We start from the raw sequence: 14,590 nt of genomic DNA on the forward strand, positions 1-14,590 counted from the left end.
GGTGCGCCGGCATTGACGCGACGCCCGGCATGAGGCACTCCGCACCCCATGCTGAAGATCGAGGACATCACCTACAGCGTCGAGGGTCGCCCGCTGTTCCAGAACGCGAGCGCGACCATCCCGACCGGACACAAGGTCGGCCTCGTCGGTCGCAACGGCGCGGGCAAGACCACGCTCTTCCGGCTGATCCGGGGCGAACTTGCGCTTGAGGGAGGCACGATCACCCTGCCCCAACGCGCCCGGATTGGCGGCGTCGCGCAGGAAGTGCCATCGTCCGAGACTTCGCTGTTGGACACGGTGCTGTCCGCCGATACCGAACGCGCCAGTCTGCTGGCCGAGGCCGAGACCGCTTCCGATCCGCACCGGATCGCCGAGATCCAGGCGCGGCTGGCCGACATTGACGCCTGGTCGGCCGAGGCGCGGGCCTCCAGCATCCTCAAGGGTCTGGGGTTTGAAGCCGAAGAACAGCTGATGCCCTGCTCGGCCTTCTCGGGTGGCTGGCGGATGCGGGTGGCGCTGGCGGGCGTACTGTTTGCCCGGCCCGACTACCTGCTTTTGGACGAGCCGACCAACTACCTCGACCTCGAGGGCGCGCTCTGGCTGGAAAGCTATCTGCAGAACTATCCCCACACCGTGCTCATCATCAGCCACGACCGCGGGCTCTTGAACCGCGCGGTCCAGGGCATCCTGCATCTCGACAATCGCAAGCTCACCTACTGGCAAGGCGGCTACGACCAGTTCGCCCGCCAGATGGCCGAACGCCGCGCCGTCTTGCAGGCCGAGGCGAAGAAGGTCGAGGCGCGACGGGCCCATCTGCAAAGCTTCGTCGATCGCTTCAAGGCCAAGGCGTCCAAGGCCGTGCAGGCACAATCCCGCGTGAAGATGCTGGAGAAGCTGACTCCGATCACCGCGCCGGAAGAGGCGAAGAAGGTCGTCTTCACCTTCCCTGCCCCCGAGGAACTGGCGCCGCCGATCATCAACCTCGACGGAGCGGCAGTGGGCTATGGCGGCCCGCCGGTCCTGCGGCGGCTGAACCTGCGCATCGACCAGGACGACCGCATCGCCCTGCTTGGCCGGAACGGCGAGGGAAAATCCACGCTTTCCAAGCTCTTGGCGGGCAAACTTCAGCCATCCGAAGGCAGGATCTCGCGGTCCTCGAAGCTGCGGATCGGCTACTTTGCGCAGCACCAGGTGGACGAATTGCACCTCGACGAGACGCCGCTCCAGCATGTCATGCGGCTGCGCCCGACCGAGGGGCAGGCGAAGCTGCGCGCTCGGCTTGCGGGGTTCGGCCTGATGGCGGACCAGGCGGAAACGGTGGTCGCCCGTCTCTCTGGTGGACAGAAGGCGCGATTGTCGCTGCTTCTTGCGACAATCGACGCGCCGCACCTGCTCATTCTGGACGAACCCACCAACCACCTCGACATCGAAAGCCGCGAGGCATTGGTCGAGGCTTTGACCGAATACCCCGGCGCGGTGATTCTTGTCAGCCATGACATGCACTTACTGGGCCTGGTCGCCGATCGGCTGTGGCTGGTCAAGGACGGCGCGGTGACGCCATACACCGACGACCTGGAGGCCTACCGGCGTCAGTTGCTCGCCGGCGACGACGAGGTCAAGACAACGACGAAGCCGGTTGAAAAGGTCAAGAAACCCAGTCGCGATGAGGTGCTGGCGCTGAAGGGCGAAGTGCGCAGGTGCGAGGACAGGCTGACCAAGCTGAACGAGATGCGCGACAAGCTGGCGGCCAAACTCGCGGACCCGGCGCTTTACCAGGACGCACGCAAGGGCGAGCTCGAGACCTGGAACAGGAAATACGCCGAGGTCATGGAAGCCCTGGACAGGGCCGAGGCGCTCTGGCTGGTGGCGCAAGAAAACCTCGAAACTGCAATAGCTTAGAATCGAGAACAATTTGTATATACGACTGTATTTACACATTGTTCTGAAGTGAGGCACAATGCCGATGCCATGTTCCTGTCGTCAGGCAACGAGCAGATGGCAGGCCTTTCTCGCCATGGCGCGGCAGGCCATGCACCTAGAGACAGACAACCTGACCTTTCCCGCCGTCCAGGGTGTCTTGCAGGCCTTCCACCGGCGGCTGACCGCACAACAGGCCTTCGACTTCGCGCAGGTCCTGCCCAGTGTCCTGCGCGCGCTCTTCGTCGCCGACTGGACGGCAGAGGCGACGGCCCTGCGCCCACACCACAGCCTGACGCTGCCGAATTGCGTCTAGGCGACGGCCTATGCGCTGCGAAAATCCGTCCTTCGCGCGGATTTCGACAGGTTGCTTGCCCCCCTGTCCCCCCTTCGAGGCCGAATCCTGGTCGCCCCCCGGCATCGACCCGGCCACCCTTGGCCCGGGCGTCGTCTGAGGTTCCGCTTCCCAAAGCGCGGCTTGCCGCCTAGCCTGCGGAAAACCCCGGGGGACAGATGCCGGAAACCGCTTTCCTGATCACCGCCTTCGCCACGCTATTCGTGGTGATCGACCCGCCGGGCCTCGTGCCCCTGTTCATCGCCCTGACCCGCGGGATGGGGCCGGAGCGGCGGCGGGCGATGGCGCAACGGGCCTGCATAATCGCGGCCTGCCTTCTGCTCCTGTTCGGACTGGCCGGAGAGGCGATCCTGACCTTCATCGGCATCTCGATGCCCGCCTTCCGCATCGCCGGCGGCATCCTGCTGTTCCTGACCGCGCTCGACATGCTGTTCGAACGCCGCACCCAGCGGCGCGAGGGGCAGCAGGCCGAGCCCGATCATGACCCCTCGGTGTTCCCGCTGGCCACGCCCCTCATCGCGGGTCCCGGCGCCATCGCGACGATGATCCTGCTTGTCGGTCAGGCCGGGCCGGACTGGAGCGGGACGATCTGGGTGCTTGGACTGCTTATCCTGATGATGGCCGTGACCTATGCCTTCCTTCTCGCCTCGCCGCCGCTGGAACGGATGCTCGGTCGGACCGGGGTGATCGTCATCACGCGCCTCCTTGGCATGCTGCTTGCGGCGCTTTCTGTGCAATTCGTGATCGATGGCGTCCGGGGCACCGGGCTGATCGGCTGACCTTTCCAACCGCGCCCCCTGCCCCCATATTCATCGTGAACCGGAGGTGCGGATGGACGGCGAGACACTGGCGCGCGTGGGCTACCTGGCGCTGATCCTGGTCGCCCTGGGCGGCTGGGTCATCGTCGAGTTTCGCCAGCGGATGGGCCAGGCGCTGCGGATGGCGCTGGCTTGGGGAATGATCTTTGTGGGCATGATGGCGGGCTACGGGCTGTGGTCGGACATCCGGCAGGACATCATGCCGGTTCAGTCCGTGGTCGACGGCGTGGTCGAGGTGCCGCGATCCGCGGATGGGCACTACTACCTGACGCTCCGCATCGACGGCACGGCGGTGCCCTTCATGGTGGATACCGGGGCTTCCGGCATGGTTCTGGCGGCGCGGGACGCCGAGCGGCTGGGTATCGACCCGGACAGTCTGAGCTTCCTCGGTCAGGCCAACACGGCAAACGGGGTGGTGCGGACGGCGCGGGTCACCCTGCAGGACGTGGAGCTGGGACCGTTCCGCAACGACAGCTTTAGTGCCTTCGTGACCGAGGGCGAGCTTGAGCAGTCGCTTCTGGGGATGGACTATCTCGGCCAGTTCCGGATGGAGTTCGCCGGCGGAAAGCTGATCCTGCGGCAGTGAGATCGCCCGCTGTCCACGGTGGACATTTTCGCAAAACCTTTTATTAGCAGAACCTTACCAGATCCTGTTAACCTTCTGGAAACCAGGGTTCCAATGCCGTCCGAGTGGATCTAGCCCAAGAGGGACTGCACCGTGTTCGTCAGGTCGCCCAACGAGAAGGGTTTCGGCAGGAAGACCGAGTTCGGCACCCTGGCCTGATCCTCGGCCAGCCCGTCATCGGCATATCCCGACATGAAGATCACCTTCACCCCCGGCCGATCCAGATGCGCCCGGCGAACCCAGGCCGGACCGTCCATCCCCGGCATGACCACATCGGTCACGAACAGATCGACATGCAGGCTCTTGTCCTCCAGCCGCGCCAGTGCCTCCTCGGCGCTGGCGGCTTCCAGCACGGTATAGCCGCGCAGGGTCAGCGCCCGGGCGGCGAAGGCGCGGACAGAAGCCTCGTCCTCGACCAGGAGCACAACACCCTCGCCCTTGCGCGCCGCCGGTCGGCGCGTCTCGACCGGCTTTTCATTCACCGCTTCGCCGTCATGGGTCGGGAAATACAACGAGAAGGTGGTGCCCTGCCCCACTTCGGAATCGACGAAGATGAACCCGCCCGACTGCTTCATGATGCCGTAGGCCATCGACAGGCCAAGGCCCGTTCCCTCGCCGATACGCTTGGTGGTGAAGAAGGGCTCGAAGATCTGCCGCAGCTGGTGTTCGGGGATGCCGATGCCGCGATCCACCACCCGGACCACCGTGTAGTCGCCCGCCGGCACCGTGGCACGGTCGCGCTTCAGGTCCTCGGTCAGGGTGACGGGCTCGGTCTCGATGGTGACATCGCCGCCCTCGGGCATCGCGTCCCGGGCATTGACGACCAGATTGATCAGCACCTGCTCGATCTGCCGCTTGTCGGCCCAGATCCGGCCCAGGGGACGGTTGCCCTCGCGTCCCCGATGCACCAGCGACAGGTCCACCTTCTCAACCATCAGCCGGTTCAGGAGGTGGATCAGGTCGGCCAGCACGTCCTCGAGGTCCAGCACTTCGGGGTTCAGAGTCTGCTTGCGCGAGAAGGCGAGAAGCTGCCCCACCAGCGAGGCGGCGCGGTTCGCGTTCTGCCGGATCTGTTCCAGGTCGGCGAAATCGTTGTCCTCGCGGCCGTGGCGCAGCAGCAGCAGGTCGCAATGCCCGGAAATCGCCGTCAGCAGGTTGTTGAAATCATGTGCGATACCGCCCGCAAGTTGCCCGATTGCCTGCATTTTCTGGCTTTGGACGAACTGTGCCTCAAGCGTCTTGAGCCGGGTCGCGTCGTTCAGGATCGCCAGGGCGCCCAACCGGCCGCCCTCGACATAGCGGCGCAGCGTGATCTGCAGGAAGCGTTCCTCCTCGCCGCGCAGGCGCAGCACCTCGGAGCCGCCGGGATGGCGCCCGGCCGTGACATCGGCCAGCCATTCCGAGACCGGCCGGCCGAGACCCTCGAACAACTCGTGGAACATCGCCGCGCGGGTATCGCCCTTCCAAAGCAGCTCACGCGCCGCCAGGTTGGCCGACCGCATCACGCCGTCGGGACCGAAAGTCAGGATCGGGACCGGCACCTCCTCGAGATCGGCGCCCACCGTGACGACCGGCGCCGGGTCGCCGGCGGCGGCCTGCGGCAGATCCGACGGCAGCGGCAGATCCTCGGCCCGCCAGAAGAAGTGTTCGGCGTCGGCGCGATGCACCAGCAGACGCAAGACGGTCTTGCGTCCCGGCAGGTCCTCCTGCGCCGCGCCCGCGGCCTCGGCCGCCTTCTGCAGGCGCAGCAGCAGCTCTCCCGGCGCCAGAACCCGGTCGGCGAGTGCCGAATGCAGCCGGTGCACATCCGTGCCGAACCGGGTTTCGGCCGCCCGGTTGCGCAGGATCACCTGCCCTGCCGCATCGGTCAGGAAACAGGCTGCCGGATCGTCGGCCATCAGGGAGAAGGCCAGGTGACCGCGCCGGTCGGCCCGGCTCTGCGCCTGCCGGCCCCGGATCAGCAGTCCCAGAGCCAGCCCCAGAAGCACCAACCCCACGAAGGCCGGAAGCAGCGGCCCGTCCCGCCACAGGATCACCCAGGCCAGGATCAGCCCGGCCCCGATGGCCCCCAGCACCAGACCCGGCCCGGTCTGCTTCGGCCCCAGAACGTCGACAACTGCCAATTGACTGCGTGCTCCGAAATACCCAACCCCTCTCCGGGTGCTCATCAACATCGCTGCAAGGGGTTAAGGCATCATTAACCGAGACGGAATGCGCGTCTAGATTGCAAAGCGAAACTCATCGTCTCCGAAAGATTGCAAGAAAGAAGCCGTCGCCGCCCTGCATCGGAGTCAGGGTCAGCGCGCGCTCCTCGGCATACTCCGGGTGACGGGCGAGAAATGCGCGGGCCTGGCCGGAGTTCTCGCGGTCGAGAAGCGAGCAGGTGGCGTAGGCCAGAATCCCCCCTTCGCGGACCATCGGAGCCAGCCGGTCGAGGATGTCGCGCTGGATTTCCACGGTACGATCAAGCCCTTCTGGCGTGAGGTTCCACTTGCCCTCCGGGTCGCGCCGCCAGCTGCCCGAGCCCGAACAGGGCGCATCGGCCAGGATCAGGTCGTAGGGGGCCTCGGCCTCGGGCCGATCGGTCAGGGTGACGGCGGCGCCGGCCCGCCGGGCGCGCTCGGGCAGGTCGGCCATGCGCCGCGGGGTCGCGTCATGGGCAAAAAGTCGCAGCCGCGCCCGGCCCGCCATGGCGAGCGTCTTGCCCCCGCCCCCGGCACAATGGTCGAGCACCCGCATCCCGTCCGCCAGCGGCAGCGCATCCACCACCGCCTGGCTGGAGGCGTCCTGCAGTTCGACCAGCCCCTCGCGGTAGGCGGCGCTGGCCTGCAGCTTGCGCGGATTGGCGGTGACTTCCAGCGCGGTGGGCGAAAGGGGGTGCGGCCGGGTCTCGATCCCCTCGGCGGCCAGCGCGGCCTGCGCGGCGGGCAGGTCGGCCTTCAGCCGGTTCACCCGCAGGAACACCGGCGCGCGGTGGCGCAGCGCCTCGGCAACAGGGCGGAGGTCGGGGCCGAGGCTGGCCCTGAGGTCGGGGATCAGCCAGTCGGGCAGGTCCAGCGCCTCGTCCGGGTCGGGCGGGCGGCCGGTCTCGTCCGGAGCGGGCGGCGGCGGGGCATGGCCCTCGCCCGAAAACAGGGCCTCCTGCCCCGCGGCCCGCATCAGCCCTAGGACCAGGCCACGCCCGGTCAGCCCGCCCCCGCGTGCAGCGGCCGAGCGGCGCTGGCGGAGCGCGTCGAACACCAGGTCCCGCACCGCCGCCCGGTCGCCCGAGCCGGCATAGCGGCTGGCGCGGCCCCAGTTGGTCAAAGCGCGTTCGGCCGGATCGCCGGCGAGGATGCGGTCGAGGATCTCGATGGCCGCCGAGGCGCGCGCGCCAGGGGTCATGATCCGGCCTCAGCCGATGCGGTAGTTAGGGCTTTCGCGGGTGATCTGCACGTCGTGGACGTGGCTTTCCTTCAGCCCGGCCCCGGTGATGCGCACGAACTGGCAGCGGGTGCGCATCTCCTCGATGGTGCGGTTGCCGGTATAGCCCATGGCGGCGCGCAGGCCTCCGACCATCTGGTGAATGACCGCCGCAGCGCTGCCCTTGTAGGGCACCTGCCCCTCGATCCCTTCCGGCACCAGCTTGTCCGAGGCCGCGTCCTTCTGGAAATAGCGGTCAGCCGAGCCGCGGGCCATGGCGCCGAGGCTGCCCATGCCGCGATAGGCCTTGAAGCTGCGGCCCTGCCACAGGATCACCTCGCCCGGGCTTTCGTCCGTTCCCGCGATCGCCGAGCCCACCATCGCGCAGGAGGCCCCGGCTGCGATGGCCTTGGCGAAGTCGCCGGAATACTTGATGCCGCCATCGGCGATGACCGGGATGTCGCCCGCCGCGCGGGCCGAATCCATGATCGCGGTCAGCTGCGGCACGCCCACGCCCGCGACGATCCGCGTCGTGCAGATCGAGCCCGGCCCGATCCCCACCTTCACCGCATCCGCCCCCGCGCCGATCAGCGCGCGCGTCGCCTCGGCCGTCGCGACGTTGCCTGCGACGACCTGCACCGTATTGGACAGCCGCTTGATCCGCTCCACCGCCTTCGAGACGCCCTCGCTGTGCCCGTGCGCCGTGTCGATCACAACGAGATCCACCCCCGCGTCGATCAGCGCCTGGCTGCGCTCGAACCCGGCATCCCCCACGGTCGAGGCCGCCGCGACCCGCAGGCGGCCCATCTCGTCCTTGCAGGCATTGGGGTTCAGTACCGATTTCTCTGTGTCCTTCAGCGTAAGAAGCCCCGTCAGCTTGCCCTGCCCGTCCGTCACCAGAAGCTTCTCGATCCGCCGCGCCTTCATCAGGGAAATCGCCTCGGCCCGGTCCACGGGTTCCTTCAGGACCGCGAGATTTTCCGAGGTCATCATCACCCGCACCGGCGTCTTGTCGTCGCTGGCAAAGCGCATGTCGCGGTTGGTGACGATCCCCAGGACGCGGCCCGCCTCGTCCACCACCGGAAAGCCGGTGATCGAATAGCGTTCCATCAGCGCCTTGGCATCAGCCAGAGTCTGGTCGGGGCGCAGCGTGATCGGCTGATAGACCACCCCGCTCTCGAAGCGTTTCACCCGCCGCACCTCGCGCGCCTGCGCCTCGGGGTCGAGGTTGCGGTGGATCACCCCGATCCCGCCCGCCTGAGCCATGGCGATCGCCATCCGCCCCTCTGTCACCGTGTCCATCGCCGAGGACAGAAGCGGGATGTTCATCCGGATCGCCTTCGTCACGAAGGTCGAGGTGTCCGCATCCGAGGGCAGGACGCTGGATGCCGCCGGCACCAGAAGCACGTCGTCAAAGGTGAGAGCCTCACGAATCTCCATAGGCGAACCCTCCGGGAGCAAGCATCGTTTGGCGGTTCCCCTTTTCACGCGGCCGCCGGCTTTGCAAGAGCCAATCCACCCCTTGCCGCCGCCCGGCGCCCGTGCAGATTACGCCGGGAAACAAGGGATGCCCCATGCGCGTTGCCATCGTCGAGAACACCCGGATCACCCATCACGGCCAGGTCGGCGTCGCCCTGCACGAGGCGGCGGCGCTGATCGACCTCTACAAGCCCTGGTCGGGCCAGCCCCTGCCGCAGAGCGTCGATGCCGATGCGCTGGTCGTCTTCGGCGGCGAACAGGCGGCGACCGACGACCATACCCATCCCTACCTGCCCGATCTCGCTCGGCTGATGGCCGACTACACGGCGATGGACCGGCCGGTCCTTGGCATCTGCCTCGGCTCGCAGCTTCTGGCCCGGGCCTTCGGCGGCGAGAATCACATCGGCACCGCGCCCGAGTTCGGCTGGGTCGATGTCAGCCTGACCGAGGCCGGTCGTGCCGACCCGGTCCTGTCGGCGGTTCCCGACCGCTTTCCGATCTTCCAGTGGCACTCGGACACCTTCACCCTCCCGCAAGGCGCCCTGCATCTGGCTGCAAGCCCGGGCGCGCGGAACCAGGCCTTCCGCATCGGCCGCGCGACCTATGGCACACAGTTCCATTTCGAGGCCAGCCGATCGGTCGTGCGCGACTGGGTGCAGAGTTTCCCCGAGACGATCGAACGCATGCTGCCCGGCTGGGCCGAGCGGCACGACCATGAGGCCGCGACCCGGGGCATCGAGGCGGATGCGCATGGTCTGGCGCTGGCGCGGGCCTGGGTCGGGTTGATCTAGGCCTCGGCCGCGTTGGTCCGGGCCGCCAGCTGCCCTCCCGGCCACATCTTCAGCACCCGCCAGGCGATCCAGGGCACCGCCACCAGGGCCAGGGCCAGCAGCCCCTGCCCCGCCAGGCCAAGCGCGCCTCCCTGCCGCATCAGCGCCGTCGCGGCGGCAGCGAGCGGGAAGGTGAAGGCGGCCCAAAGCGCCGAGAACCCTGACACGGTGATCCAGCGCAGCGCAGCGAACAGGGCCAGGGCCAATGCGACGACGGCCCAGCCGAGGAGCGCTGCAAGGCCCTCCAGCCCCAGCAGGCTTGCCGTCGTGGCCATAAGGCTTGCCGGTGCCAGGTGGATCGCCAGCATGGGCCGCAGCGGCGCCGGCGGACTCTGGCGGACAAGCTGCATCAGGCTCGCCCCCCAGATCCCGAGCGCGACGGGCAGCGTGGTGAACAGAAGGACGCGCGCCAGCTCTGGCAGGCCCAGCGAAACCGCCGCCGGACCGGCGACGATGACGCCCACGAAGCTCATGTGCCAGCCGGGATTGACCGCGCGCGCCTCGGGCGCAAGCGACAGCAGCTTGCGCAGCGTCAGAAGGGCGAGCACCGCGTGCAGGGCCAGCATCAGGACCAGAAGCCCGATCGCCAGTCGCGGCGCGAAATTGCCCAGAAGCCCGGCCGCGACCATGCCGCCCATCGTTCCCGCCGCCAGCGCGCCACGCGATGGCATAACCTTAAGATCATCCGTTATCACGCTGATCCGGCGTGACATTTTAAGAATGTATACACAGGCCGCAAAGGCCCACAGGGCCAGGACCAGCCCCGCCGCCAGATCGCCGATCTCGCGCGGAAGCCCCCGGATGTCCAGCCCCAGGCGCAGCGCGACCACCAGGCCAAGCAGCCCGAGGATCGGCGGAAAGATGGCGGGGGGCGTCCGGGAAAAGGCCGGCAGGCGCCGCGGGGGAAACTCCGGCGGGGGATAGGGCTTCGGGCGGAAGCGAACGGGTTCCTGGGTCATGCCGGTCTCCTTTGCGCCCGGGAAAACCAGCCATCGCCCCGCCCGTCCAGATGCCAGAGGGTCGCAGGTCCGACGCGAAACGGGCCGGGCCGCCTCACCCTAGGGCAGAGCCTGCGCGAGACACTGGCCCGGAAATGCCTGTATATGCGGCTATATATACGTCCGTATCTACAAGGCCGAATTTCTTTCGCAGTCAATGTCCTGCCCCCCGTTCTTCATCAGATCGCACGGGGATGGAGTCGCGGGAACCAGTCTTCGCGCAACCGCTCGCCCGGCCGCATGCCGTGGCCGGGAAAGGGTGGCGAGGTCGGACCCGGCCGCTGGACATAGCGCGCATCGTCGCCGACGAGGCGCAGCGAGAAGGCCCGGCGCCGGGTGGTGGCCAGGTTGCCGCGTGCCCCGTGCAGGGTGCGGAAGTTGAAGGCCACCGCATCGCCCGGCGCCATCTCCCATTCCAGGATCCGCATCCCCTCGGCCTCCGGGTCGGGGACCGGCATGTAGTCGTCCTCTCCGGGATAGAAGTTCGTTTCGGCGGCCCAGCGGGTCGGCAGCACGTCCTTCTCCCACAGGTGGCTGCCCGCGACGCAGCGCAGCGAGGCCTCCCTCACCGGATCGAGCGGCGACCAGAAGCTGACGGTCTGGCGGCCTTCGACAAAATAGTAGGGGCCGTCCGTGTGCCAGGGTGTGGGCTTGGTCGTGCCGGGTTCCTTGACGAGCACGTGGTCGTGGAAGAGCTGCACCGTTTCCGAGCGCATCAGCCGCGCCGCCACCTCGGCCGCCTGCGACTGGCGGATGACGGCGGCGAACTCCGGCACCCTGGTCCAGTTGCAGTAGTCGTCGAAGAAATACCCCGGCTCGCCCGGTTTCAGCGTCGGCATCTGGTTCGTGGGATTGGCCATGTTGCGCGCCACGCCCGCGCGCAACATCTCCACCCAGTCGGCCCAGAGCCCCCGGATCAGCACGACTCCGTCGCGCTGATAGGCCTCGACCATCTCGTCCGTCACCGTCACCATCGGCGCCTCCCCGCTTTGCGCCACCCTGCCCCGCCGCCGCGGTCAGGGCAAGACCAGCACCGTCGCGCCCAGCCGGTGCAGCCGCGCCCCCGTCCCCAGCTTGAACCGCGCCAGGCCCGGCGCGCGCTCGGTATCGACCGAGCCGAGGTCCAGCCAGCGCACGCCTTCTTCGCGCAACGCCTCGGCCGCGCGGGTCAGCATCAGGCCGTGTGCCCCCGCCTTGCGCGCCTCGCCCGAGCCCCAGCTCAGATGATAGCTGGCCGATGCGCCATGCACCACAAGGCACATCGCAGCCTGAAGCTTGCCACTCTGCCGCCATTCCCACAGCCGCAGGTCCGATGGCGGCAGGGCGCGCGTGAAGGCCTCCGGCAGCGCATGATAGCGCCGCTCGGCCCGCTGGAGCGCCTCGGCGCGGATCAGCGCGTCGAGCGTCGCTGTGCCCCCTTGCCGCACCGCCAGCCCGGCCCTTTCGGCCGCGGCGAGATGGTCGCGCCAGGTCCGCGCCATTCCGGCACGCAGATCCGGCCCCAGCGCCCAGATCGCATGGTGCATCGGCGTGACCAGCGGCAGAAGGCCAAAGCCGCGCACGCCTGTCTCGGGAGTGGCAATGGTCAGGCCCGGCCAGCGCGCCAGCCGGCGCAAGGCACGGCGCCGCTGCGCCATGTCGGCATGCTGGCCCGCCGGGCGGATGCGCGAGATCAGCCGCAACCGCCCGCGTTCCACCATCAGCACCGGCCCGCCGTCCGCATCGGCCCAACGGACCCGTGCACCGCAAGCCTCCAGCGCCGCCGCATAGGGCGCGCTTTGCTGCAGGGGCAGGAAACCGGCGCATTCTTCGCAACTTGCCATGCCGTCTTAATGGAACCGAAAGATTTCCGGGCGGTTAATCCCGACCATGCAACGCATCTCGCTGAAACGCTCTCCCGCCCCGACACCCCGGCTGACGCTCTGGGTGCCGATCATGATCGCCTGCGCGCTTGGCCTGTTCTGGCTGGGCCTTCTGGCGCTGATCCGGATGTGAACCTGGCGCGCTGAATGCTTTGACGCTTCCCCGACCTGTGGCTAAGGTCGGCTGCGTCCAAACCGCGTTGAGTGCCCTGCCCAGATGAACCTGAAGGATCTTGCCCAGACGCTCGGCCTGTCGCCGACCACCGTATCGCGCGCGCTGAACGGCTATCCCGAGGTGAACGAGGCAACGCGCGAACGGGTGATCCGGGCGGCCAAGGAACACAACTACCACCCGAACGCCCGGGCGATACGGCTGGCGACCGGGCGCGCCATGGCCGTGGGCCACGTCATCGCCATCGCCAACCAGCATGAGATCGTGAACCCGGTCTTTGCCGACTTCATCGCCGGCGCGGGCGAGACCTACAGCCGCAACGATTATGACATGCTGCTGTCGGTCGTCCCCGACGAGGAGGAGGCGCAGACCTACCGCGCGATGAAGGTGAAGGGCAATGTGGACGGGGTCATCGTCCACGGCCCGCGCGAGAACGACCCCCGCATCCCGCTTCTGCGCGAGATCGGCCTGCCCTTCGTCGTCCACGGCCGGGCCACCGGCGCGACCGAGCCCTATTCCTGGCTGGACGTGAACAACCGCCGCGCCATCCAGCAGGCGACCGAATATCTGATCGGTCTCGGCCACCGGCGGATCGCGCTGGTCAACGGGCTGGAATTCATGGATTTCGCCATCCGCCGCCGCCGCGGCTATCTGGACGCGCTGGCCGCGCACCAGATCGCGCCCGATCCCGCGCTGATGGCCTCGGGCGAGATGACCGAGCTTGCGGGCTTCCGCGCCGCCCGCGCCATGCTGGCCCTGCCCGATCCGCCCACCGCCTTCGTCGCGGCCTCGATGCTGTCGGGCATGGGCGTGCGGCGCGCGATCGAGGGGGCGGGTCTGAAACTGGGCCGCGACGTGTCGGTGATCATCTTCGACGATGAGCTGAGCTACCTGAAGAACGGCGAAGAGCGGCCGATCTTCACCGCCATGCGCTCGTCTGTCCGTCAGGCCGGGCGGCTGGTGGCCGAGATGTTGCTGGCAAAGATCGCCAATCCCGACGCGCCCGAGGTGGAACGCATGCTCGAGGCCGAACTGGTCGAGGGCATGTCCACCGGGCCGGCACCGCGCGGCTGACCCATCCGAACCGCTTTGAAACCTCTGGCGCGACCGGCGGTTTCGCCCTATCACCTGCGCATGCCGAACGACGGACCTGCCCGATGACCCTTTCGATCCTTGCCGACATTGGCGGCACCAACACCCGTGTTGCGCTGGCCGAGGGGGCCAGGGTGCGGATCGACTCGATCCGGCGCTATCCGAATGCCGAGTATCAGGCGCGCGGTCAGGACATCGCCCATGTGCTGCGCGACTATCTCGCCGCCACCGGGGCCACGGTGACCGGCGTCTGCGTCGCCGCCGCCGGGCCGGTGCAGGACGGGGTGGCGACGATGACCAATCTCGACTGGGTGATGGATGCCGCCAAGCTTTCGGGCGCGACTGGCGCGGCGCGGGTGGCGATCCTGAACGACCTGCAGGCCCAGGGTCAGGCGCTGGGGCACATCCCGGCCGCCAACCTGCGCAACATCATTCCTGGCCCGGTCAAGACCGGAGCCGCGATGCTGGTCGTCGGCCTCGGCACCGGGGTCAATGCGGCGCCGGTCCATCCCGGACCGCAGGGCCGCGTGGTGCCGCCTTCGGAATGCGGCCATGTCAACATGCCGGTGCGCAGCGAGGAGGATTTCCTGCTGGCCCGTTTTGTCGAGGCCCGCCTGAAGGCCGCCGGAGAGGTGCCCCATGCCGGGGTCGAGGAGGTTCTGGCGGGCCGCGGCCTTGCCAATCTGCACGCCTTTGCCGCCCATGCCGCGGGCCATCCCTCGGAACTGACCTCGGCCGAGGTACTGGCGGCACTGGACCAGGGTGATCCGGTCGCCACCCATGCGGCGCGGCTGTATATACACATCCTCGGACAGATGCTGGCCGACCTGGCGCTGATCCACCTGCCCTATGGCGGGATCTACCTGATCGGCGGCATGTCGCGGGCGATGACGCCTTGGTTCCAGAGCTTCGGTCTGGAACGCAGCTTCCGCGAGGCGCGGCGGGTGGACCTGTTGCTGAACGACTTCTCGGTAACCGTGGTCGAGGACGATTATGCCGCCCTGACCGGCTGCGCCGCCTACCTGAACAATCAGGCGTAA

The 14,590-nt window shown here is 68.0% G+C and carries 14 protein-coding genes; 8 read left to right on the forward strand and 6 right to left on the reverse strand.

Going from position 1 to position 14,590, the window contains the following annotated elements:
- Window positions 1-48 precede the first annotated feature (48 nt).
- The 4 genes from FL625_RS01600 to FL625_RS01615 all read left to right on the forward strand — a co-directional run bounded on the left by FL625_RS01600 (window position 49) and on the right by FL625_RS01615 (window position 3,676).
- Window positions 49-1,899: an ABC-F family ATP-binding cassette domain-containing protein gene (locus FL625_RS01600; protein ID WP_149586879.1), complete on the forward strand. Its 1,851-nt coding sequence runs from the start codon at window positions 49-51 to the stop codon at window positions 1,897-1,899.
- Window positions 1,900-2,029: 130 nt separating this feature from the next.
- The gene (locus FL625_RS18315; RefSeq protein WP_235019277.1) at window positions 2,030-2,233 is read left to right on the forward strand and encodes a DUF2267 domain-containing protein; all 204 of its coding nucleotides are present in this window, start codon (window positions 2,030-2,032) and stop codon (window positions 2,231-2,233) included.
- 197 nt (window positions 2,234-2,430) lie between these two features.
- Window positions 2,431-3,051: a MarC family protein gene (locus FL625_RS01610; RefSeq protein WP_149586880.1), complete on the forward strand. Its 621-nt coding sequence runs from the start codon at window positions 2,431-2,433 to the stop codon at window positions 3,049-3,051.
- A 52-nt stretch (window positions 3,052-3,103) separates the two neighbouring features.
- Window positions 3,104-3,676: a retropepsin-like aspartic protease family protein gene (locus tag FL625_RS01615; protein WP_149586881.1), complete on the forward strand. Its 573-nt coding sequence runs from the start codon at window positions 3,104-3,106 to the stop codon at window positions 3,674-3,676.
- A gap of 110 nt (window positions 3,677-3,786) precedes the next feature.
- On the opposite strand, the gene FL625_RS01620 is transcribed toward FL625_RS01615, so the two are convergent.
- The 3 genes from FL625_RS01620 to guaB all read right to left on the reverse strand — a co-directional run bounded on the left by FL625_RS01620 (window position 3,787) and on the right by guaB (window position 8,557).
- A complete protein-coding gene (locus tag FL625_RS01620; protein ID WP_435532689.1) occupies window positions 3,787-5,838 on the reverse strand; it encodes a hybrid sensor histidine kinase/response regulator in 2,052 nt (683 codons plus the stop codon).
- Window positions 5,839-5,953: 115 nt separating this feature from the next.
- On the reverse strand, window positions 5,954-7,099 hold the full coding sequence (locus tag FL625_RS01625; RefSeq protein WP_149586883.1) for an RsmB/NOP family class I SAM-dependent RNA methyltransferase: 1,146 nt from the start codon (window positions 7,097-7,099) through the stop codon (window positions 5,954-5,956).
- A 9-nt stretch (window positions 7,100-7,108) separates the two neighbouring features.
- On the reverse strand, window positions 7,109-8,557 hold the full coding sequence (guaB, locus tag FL625_RS01630; protein ID WP_149586884.1) for an IMP dehydrogenase: 1,449 nt from the start codon (window positions 8,555-8,557) through the stop codon (window positions 7,109-7,111).
- A 134-nt stretch (window positions 8,558-8,691) separates the two neighbouring features.
- On the opposite strand from guaB, the gene FL625_RS01635 reads away from it, so the two are divergent.
- Entirely contained in the window at window positions 8,692-9,387 is a 696-nt protein-coding gene (locus FL625_RS01635; RefSeq protein WP_149586885.1) for a type 1 glutamine amidotransferase, read from the forward strand.
- Here the strand turns inward: FL625_RS01635 and FL625_RS01640 are convergent.
- The 3 genes from FL625_RS01640 to FL625_RS01650 all read right to left on the reverse strand — a co-directional run bounded on the left by FL625_RS01640 (window position 9,384) and on the right by FL625_RS01650 (window position 12,247).
- Window positions 9,384-10,385 carry an SLAC1 family transporter gene (locus tag FL625_RS01640; RefSeq protein WP_149586886.1) on the reverse strand — a complete coding sequence of 334 codons (1,002 nt, stop codon included), beginning with the start codon at window positions 10,383-10,385 and terminating at the stop codon, window positions 9,384-9,386. The two genes, FL625_RS01635 and FL625_RS01640, sit on opposite strands and share 4 nt — an antisense overlap.
- 218 nt (window positions 10,386-10,603) lie before the next feature.
- The gene (locus FL625_RS01645) at window positions 10,604-11,398 is read right to left on the reverse strand and encodes a phytanoyl-CoA dioxygenase family protein (protein ID WP_149586887.1); all 795 of its coding nucleotides are present in this window, start codon (window positions 11,396-11,398) and stop codon (window positions 10,604-10,606) included.
- A 42-nt stretch (window positions 11,399-11,440) separates the two neighbouring features.
- Window positions 11,441-12,247 carry a GNAT family N-acetyltransferase gene (locus tag FL625_RS01650; RefSeq protein WP_149586888.1) on the reverse strand — a complete coding sequence of 269 codons (807 nt, stop codon included), beginning with the start codon at window positions 12,245-12,247 and terminating at the stop codon, window positions 11,441-11,443.
- 46 nt (window positions 12,248-12,293) lie between these two features.
- Here FL625_RS01650 and FL625_RS18460 point away from each other — a divergent pair, with 46 nt between their 5' ends.
- The 3 genes from FL625_RS18460 (at window position 12,294) to FL625_RS01660 (ending at window position 14,590) form a co-directional block, all read left to right on the forward strand.
- The gene (locus FL625_RS18460; RefSeq protein ID WP_268815751.1) at window positions 12,294-12,419 is read left to right on the forward strand and encodes a hypothetical protein; all 126 of its coding nucleotides are present in this window, start codon (window positions 12,294-12,296) and stop codon (window positions 12,417-12,419) included.
- An 84-nt stretch (window positions 12,420-12,503) separates the two neighbouring features.
- The gene (locus FL625_RS01655) at window positions 12,504-13,532 is read left to right on the forward strand and encodes a LacI family DNA-binding transcriptional regulator (RefSeq protein ID WP_149586889.1); all 1,029 of its coding nucleotides are present in this window, start codon (window positions 12,504-12,506) and stop codon (window positions 13,530-13,532) included.
- A gap of 83 nt (window positions 13,533-13,615) precedes the next feature.
- Window positions 13,616-14,590, forward strand: a complete 975-nt coding sequence (locus FL625_RS01660) for a glucokinase (RefSeq protein ID WP_149586890.1) — start codon at window positions 13,616-13,618, stop codon at window positions 14,588-14,590.

It is taken from the genome of Tabrizicola flagellatus (assembly GCF_008271465.1).
Lineage (GTDB): Bacteria > Pseudomonadota > Alphaproteobacteria > Rhodobacterales > Rhodobacteraceae > Tabrizicola > Tabrizicola flagellata.

What these genes read in the sequence shown, in the direction of transcription:
- FL625_RS01610 (WP_149586880.1), top strand. Translation starts at nt 2,431, where the DNA reads ATGCCGGAAACCGCTTTCCTGATCACCGCCTTCGCCACGCTATTCGTG.
- FL625_RS01615 (WP_149586881.1), top strand. Translation starts at nt 3,104, where the DNA reads ATGGACGGCGAGACACTGGCGCGCGTGGGCTACCTGGCGCTGATCCTG.
- FL625_RS01635 (WP_149586885.1), top strand. Translation starts at nt 8,692, where the DNA reads ATGCGCGTTGCCATCGTCGAGAACACCCGGATCACCCATCACGGCCAG.
- FL625_RS01640 (WP_149586886.1), bottom strand. Translation starts at nt 10,385, where the DNA reads ATGACCCAGGAACCCGTTCGCTTCCGCCCGAAGCCCTATCCCCCGCCG.
- FL625_RS01660 (WP_149586890.1), top strand. Translation starts at nt 13,616, where the DNA reads ATGACCCTTTCGATCCTTGCCGACATTGGCGGCACCAACACCCGTGTT.
- FL625_RS01655 (WP_149586889.1), top strand. Translation starts at nt 12,504, where the DNA reads ATGAACCTGAAGGATCTTGCCCAGACGCTCGGCCTGTCGCCGACCACC.
- FL625_RS18315 (WP_235019277.1), top strand. Translation starts at nt 2,030, where the DNA reads ATGCACCTAGAGACAGACAACCTGACCTTTCCCGCCGTCCAGGGTGTC.
- FL625_RS01650 (WP_149586888.1), bottom strand. Translation starts at nt 12,247, where the DNA reads ATGGCAAGTTGCGAAGAATGCGCCGGTTTCCTGCCCCTGCAGCAAAGC.
- FL625_RS18460 (WP_268815751.1), top strand. Translation starts at nt 12,294, where the DNA reads ATGCAACGCATCTCGCTGAAACGCTCTCCCGCCCCGACACCCCGGCTG.
- FL625_RS01600 (WP_149586879.1), top strand. Translation starts at nt 49, where the DNA reads ATGCTGAAGATCGAGGACATCACCTACAGCGTCGAGGGTCGCCCGCTG.
- FL625_RS01625 (WP_149586883.1), bottom strand. Translation starts at nt 7,099, where the DNA reads ATGACCCCTGGCGCGCGCGCCTCGGCGGCCATCGAGATCCTCGACCGC.
- guaB (WP_149586884.1), bottom strand. Translation starts at nt 8,557, where the DNA reads ATGGAGATTCGTGAGGCTCTCACCTTTGACGACGTGCTTCTGGTGCCG.
- FL625_RS01645 (WP_149586887.1), bottom strand. Translation starts at nt 11,398, where the DNA reads ATGGTGACGGTGACGGACGAGATGGTCGAGGCCTATCAGCGCGACGGA.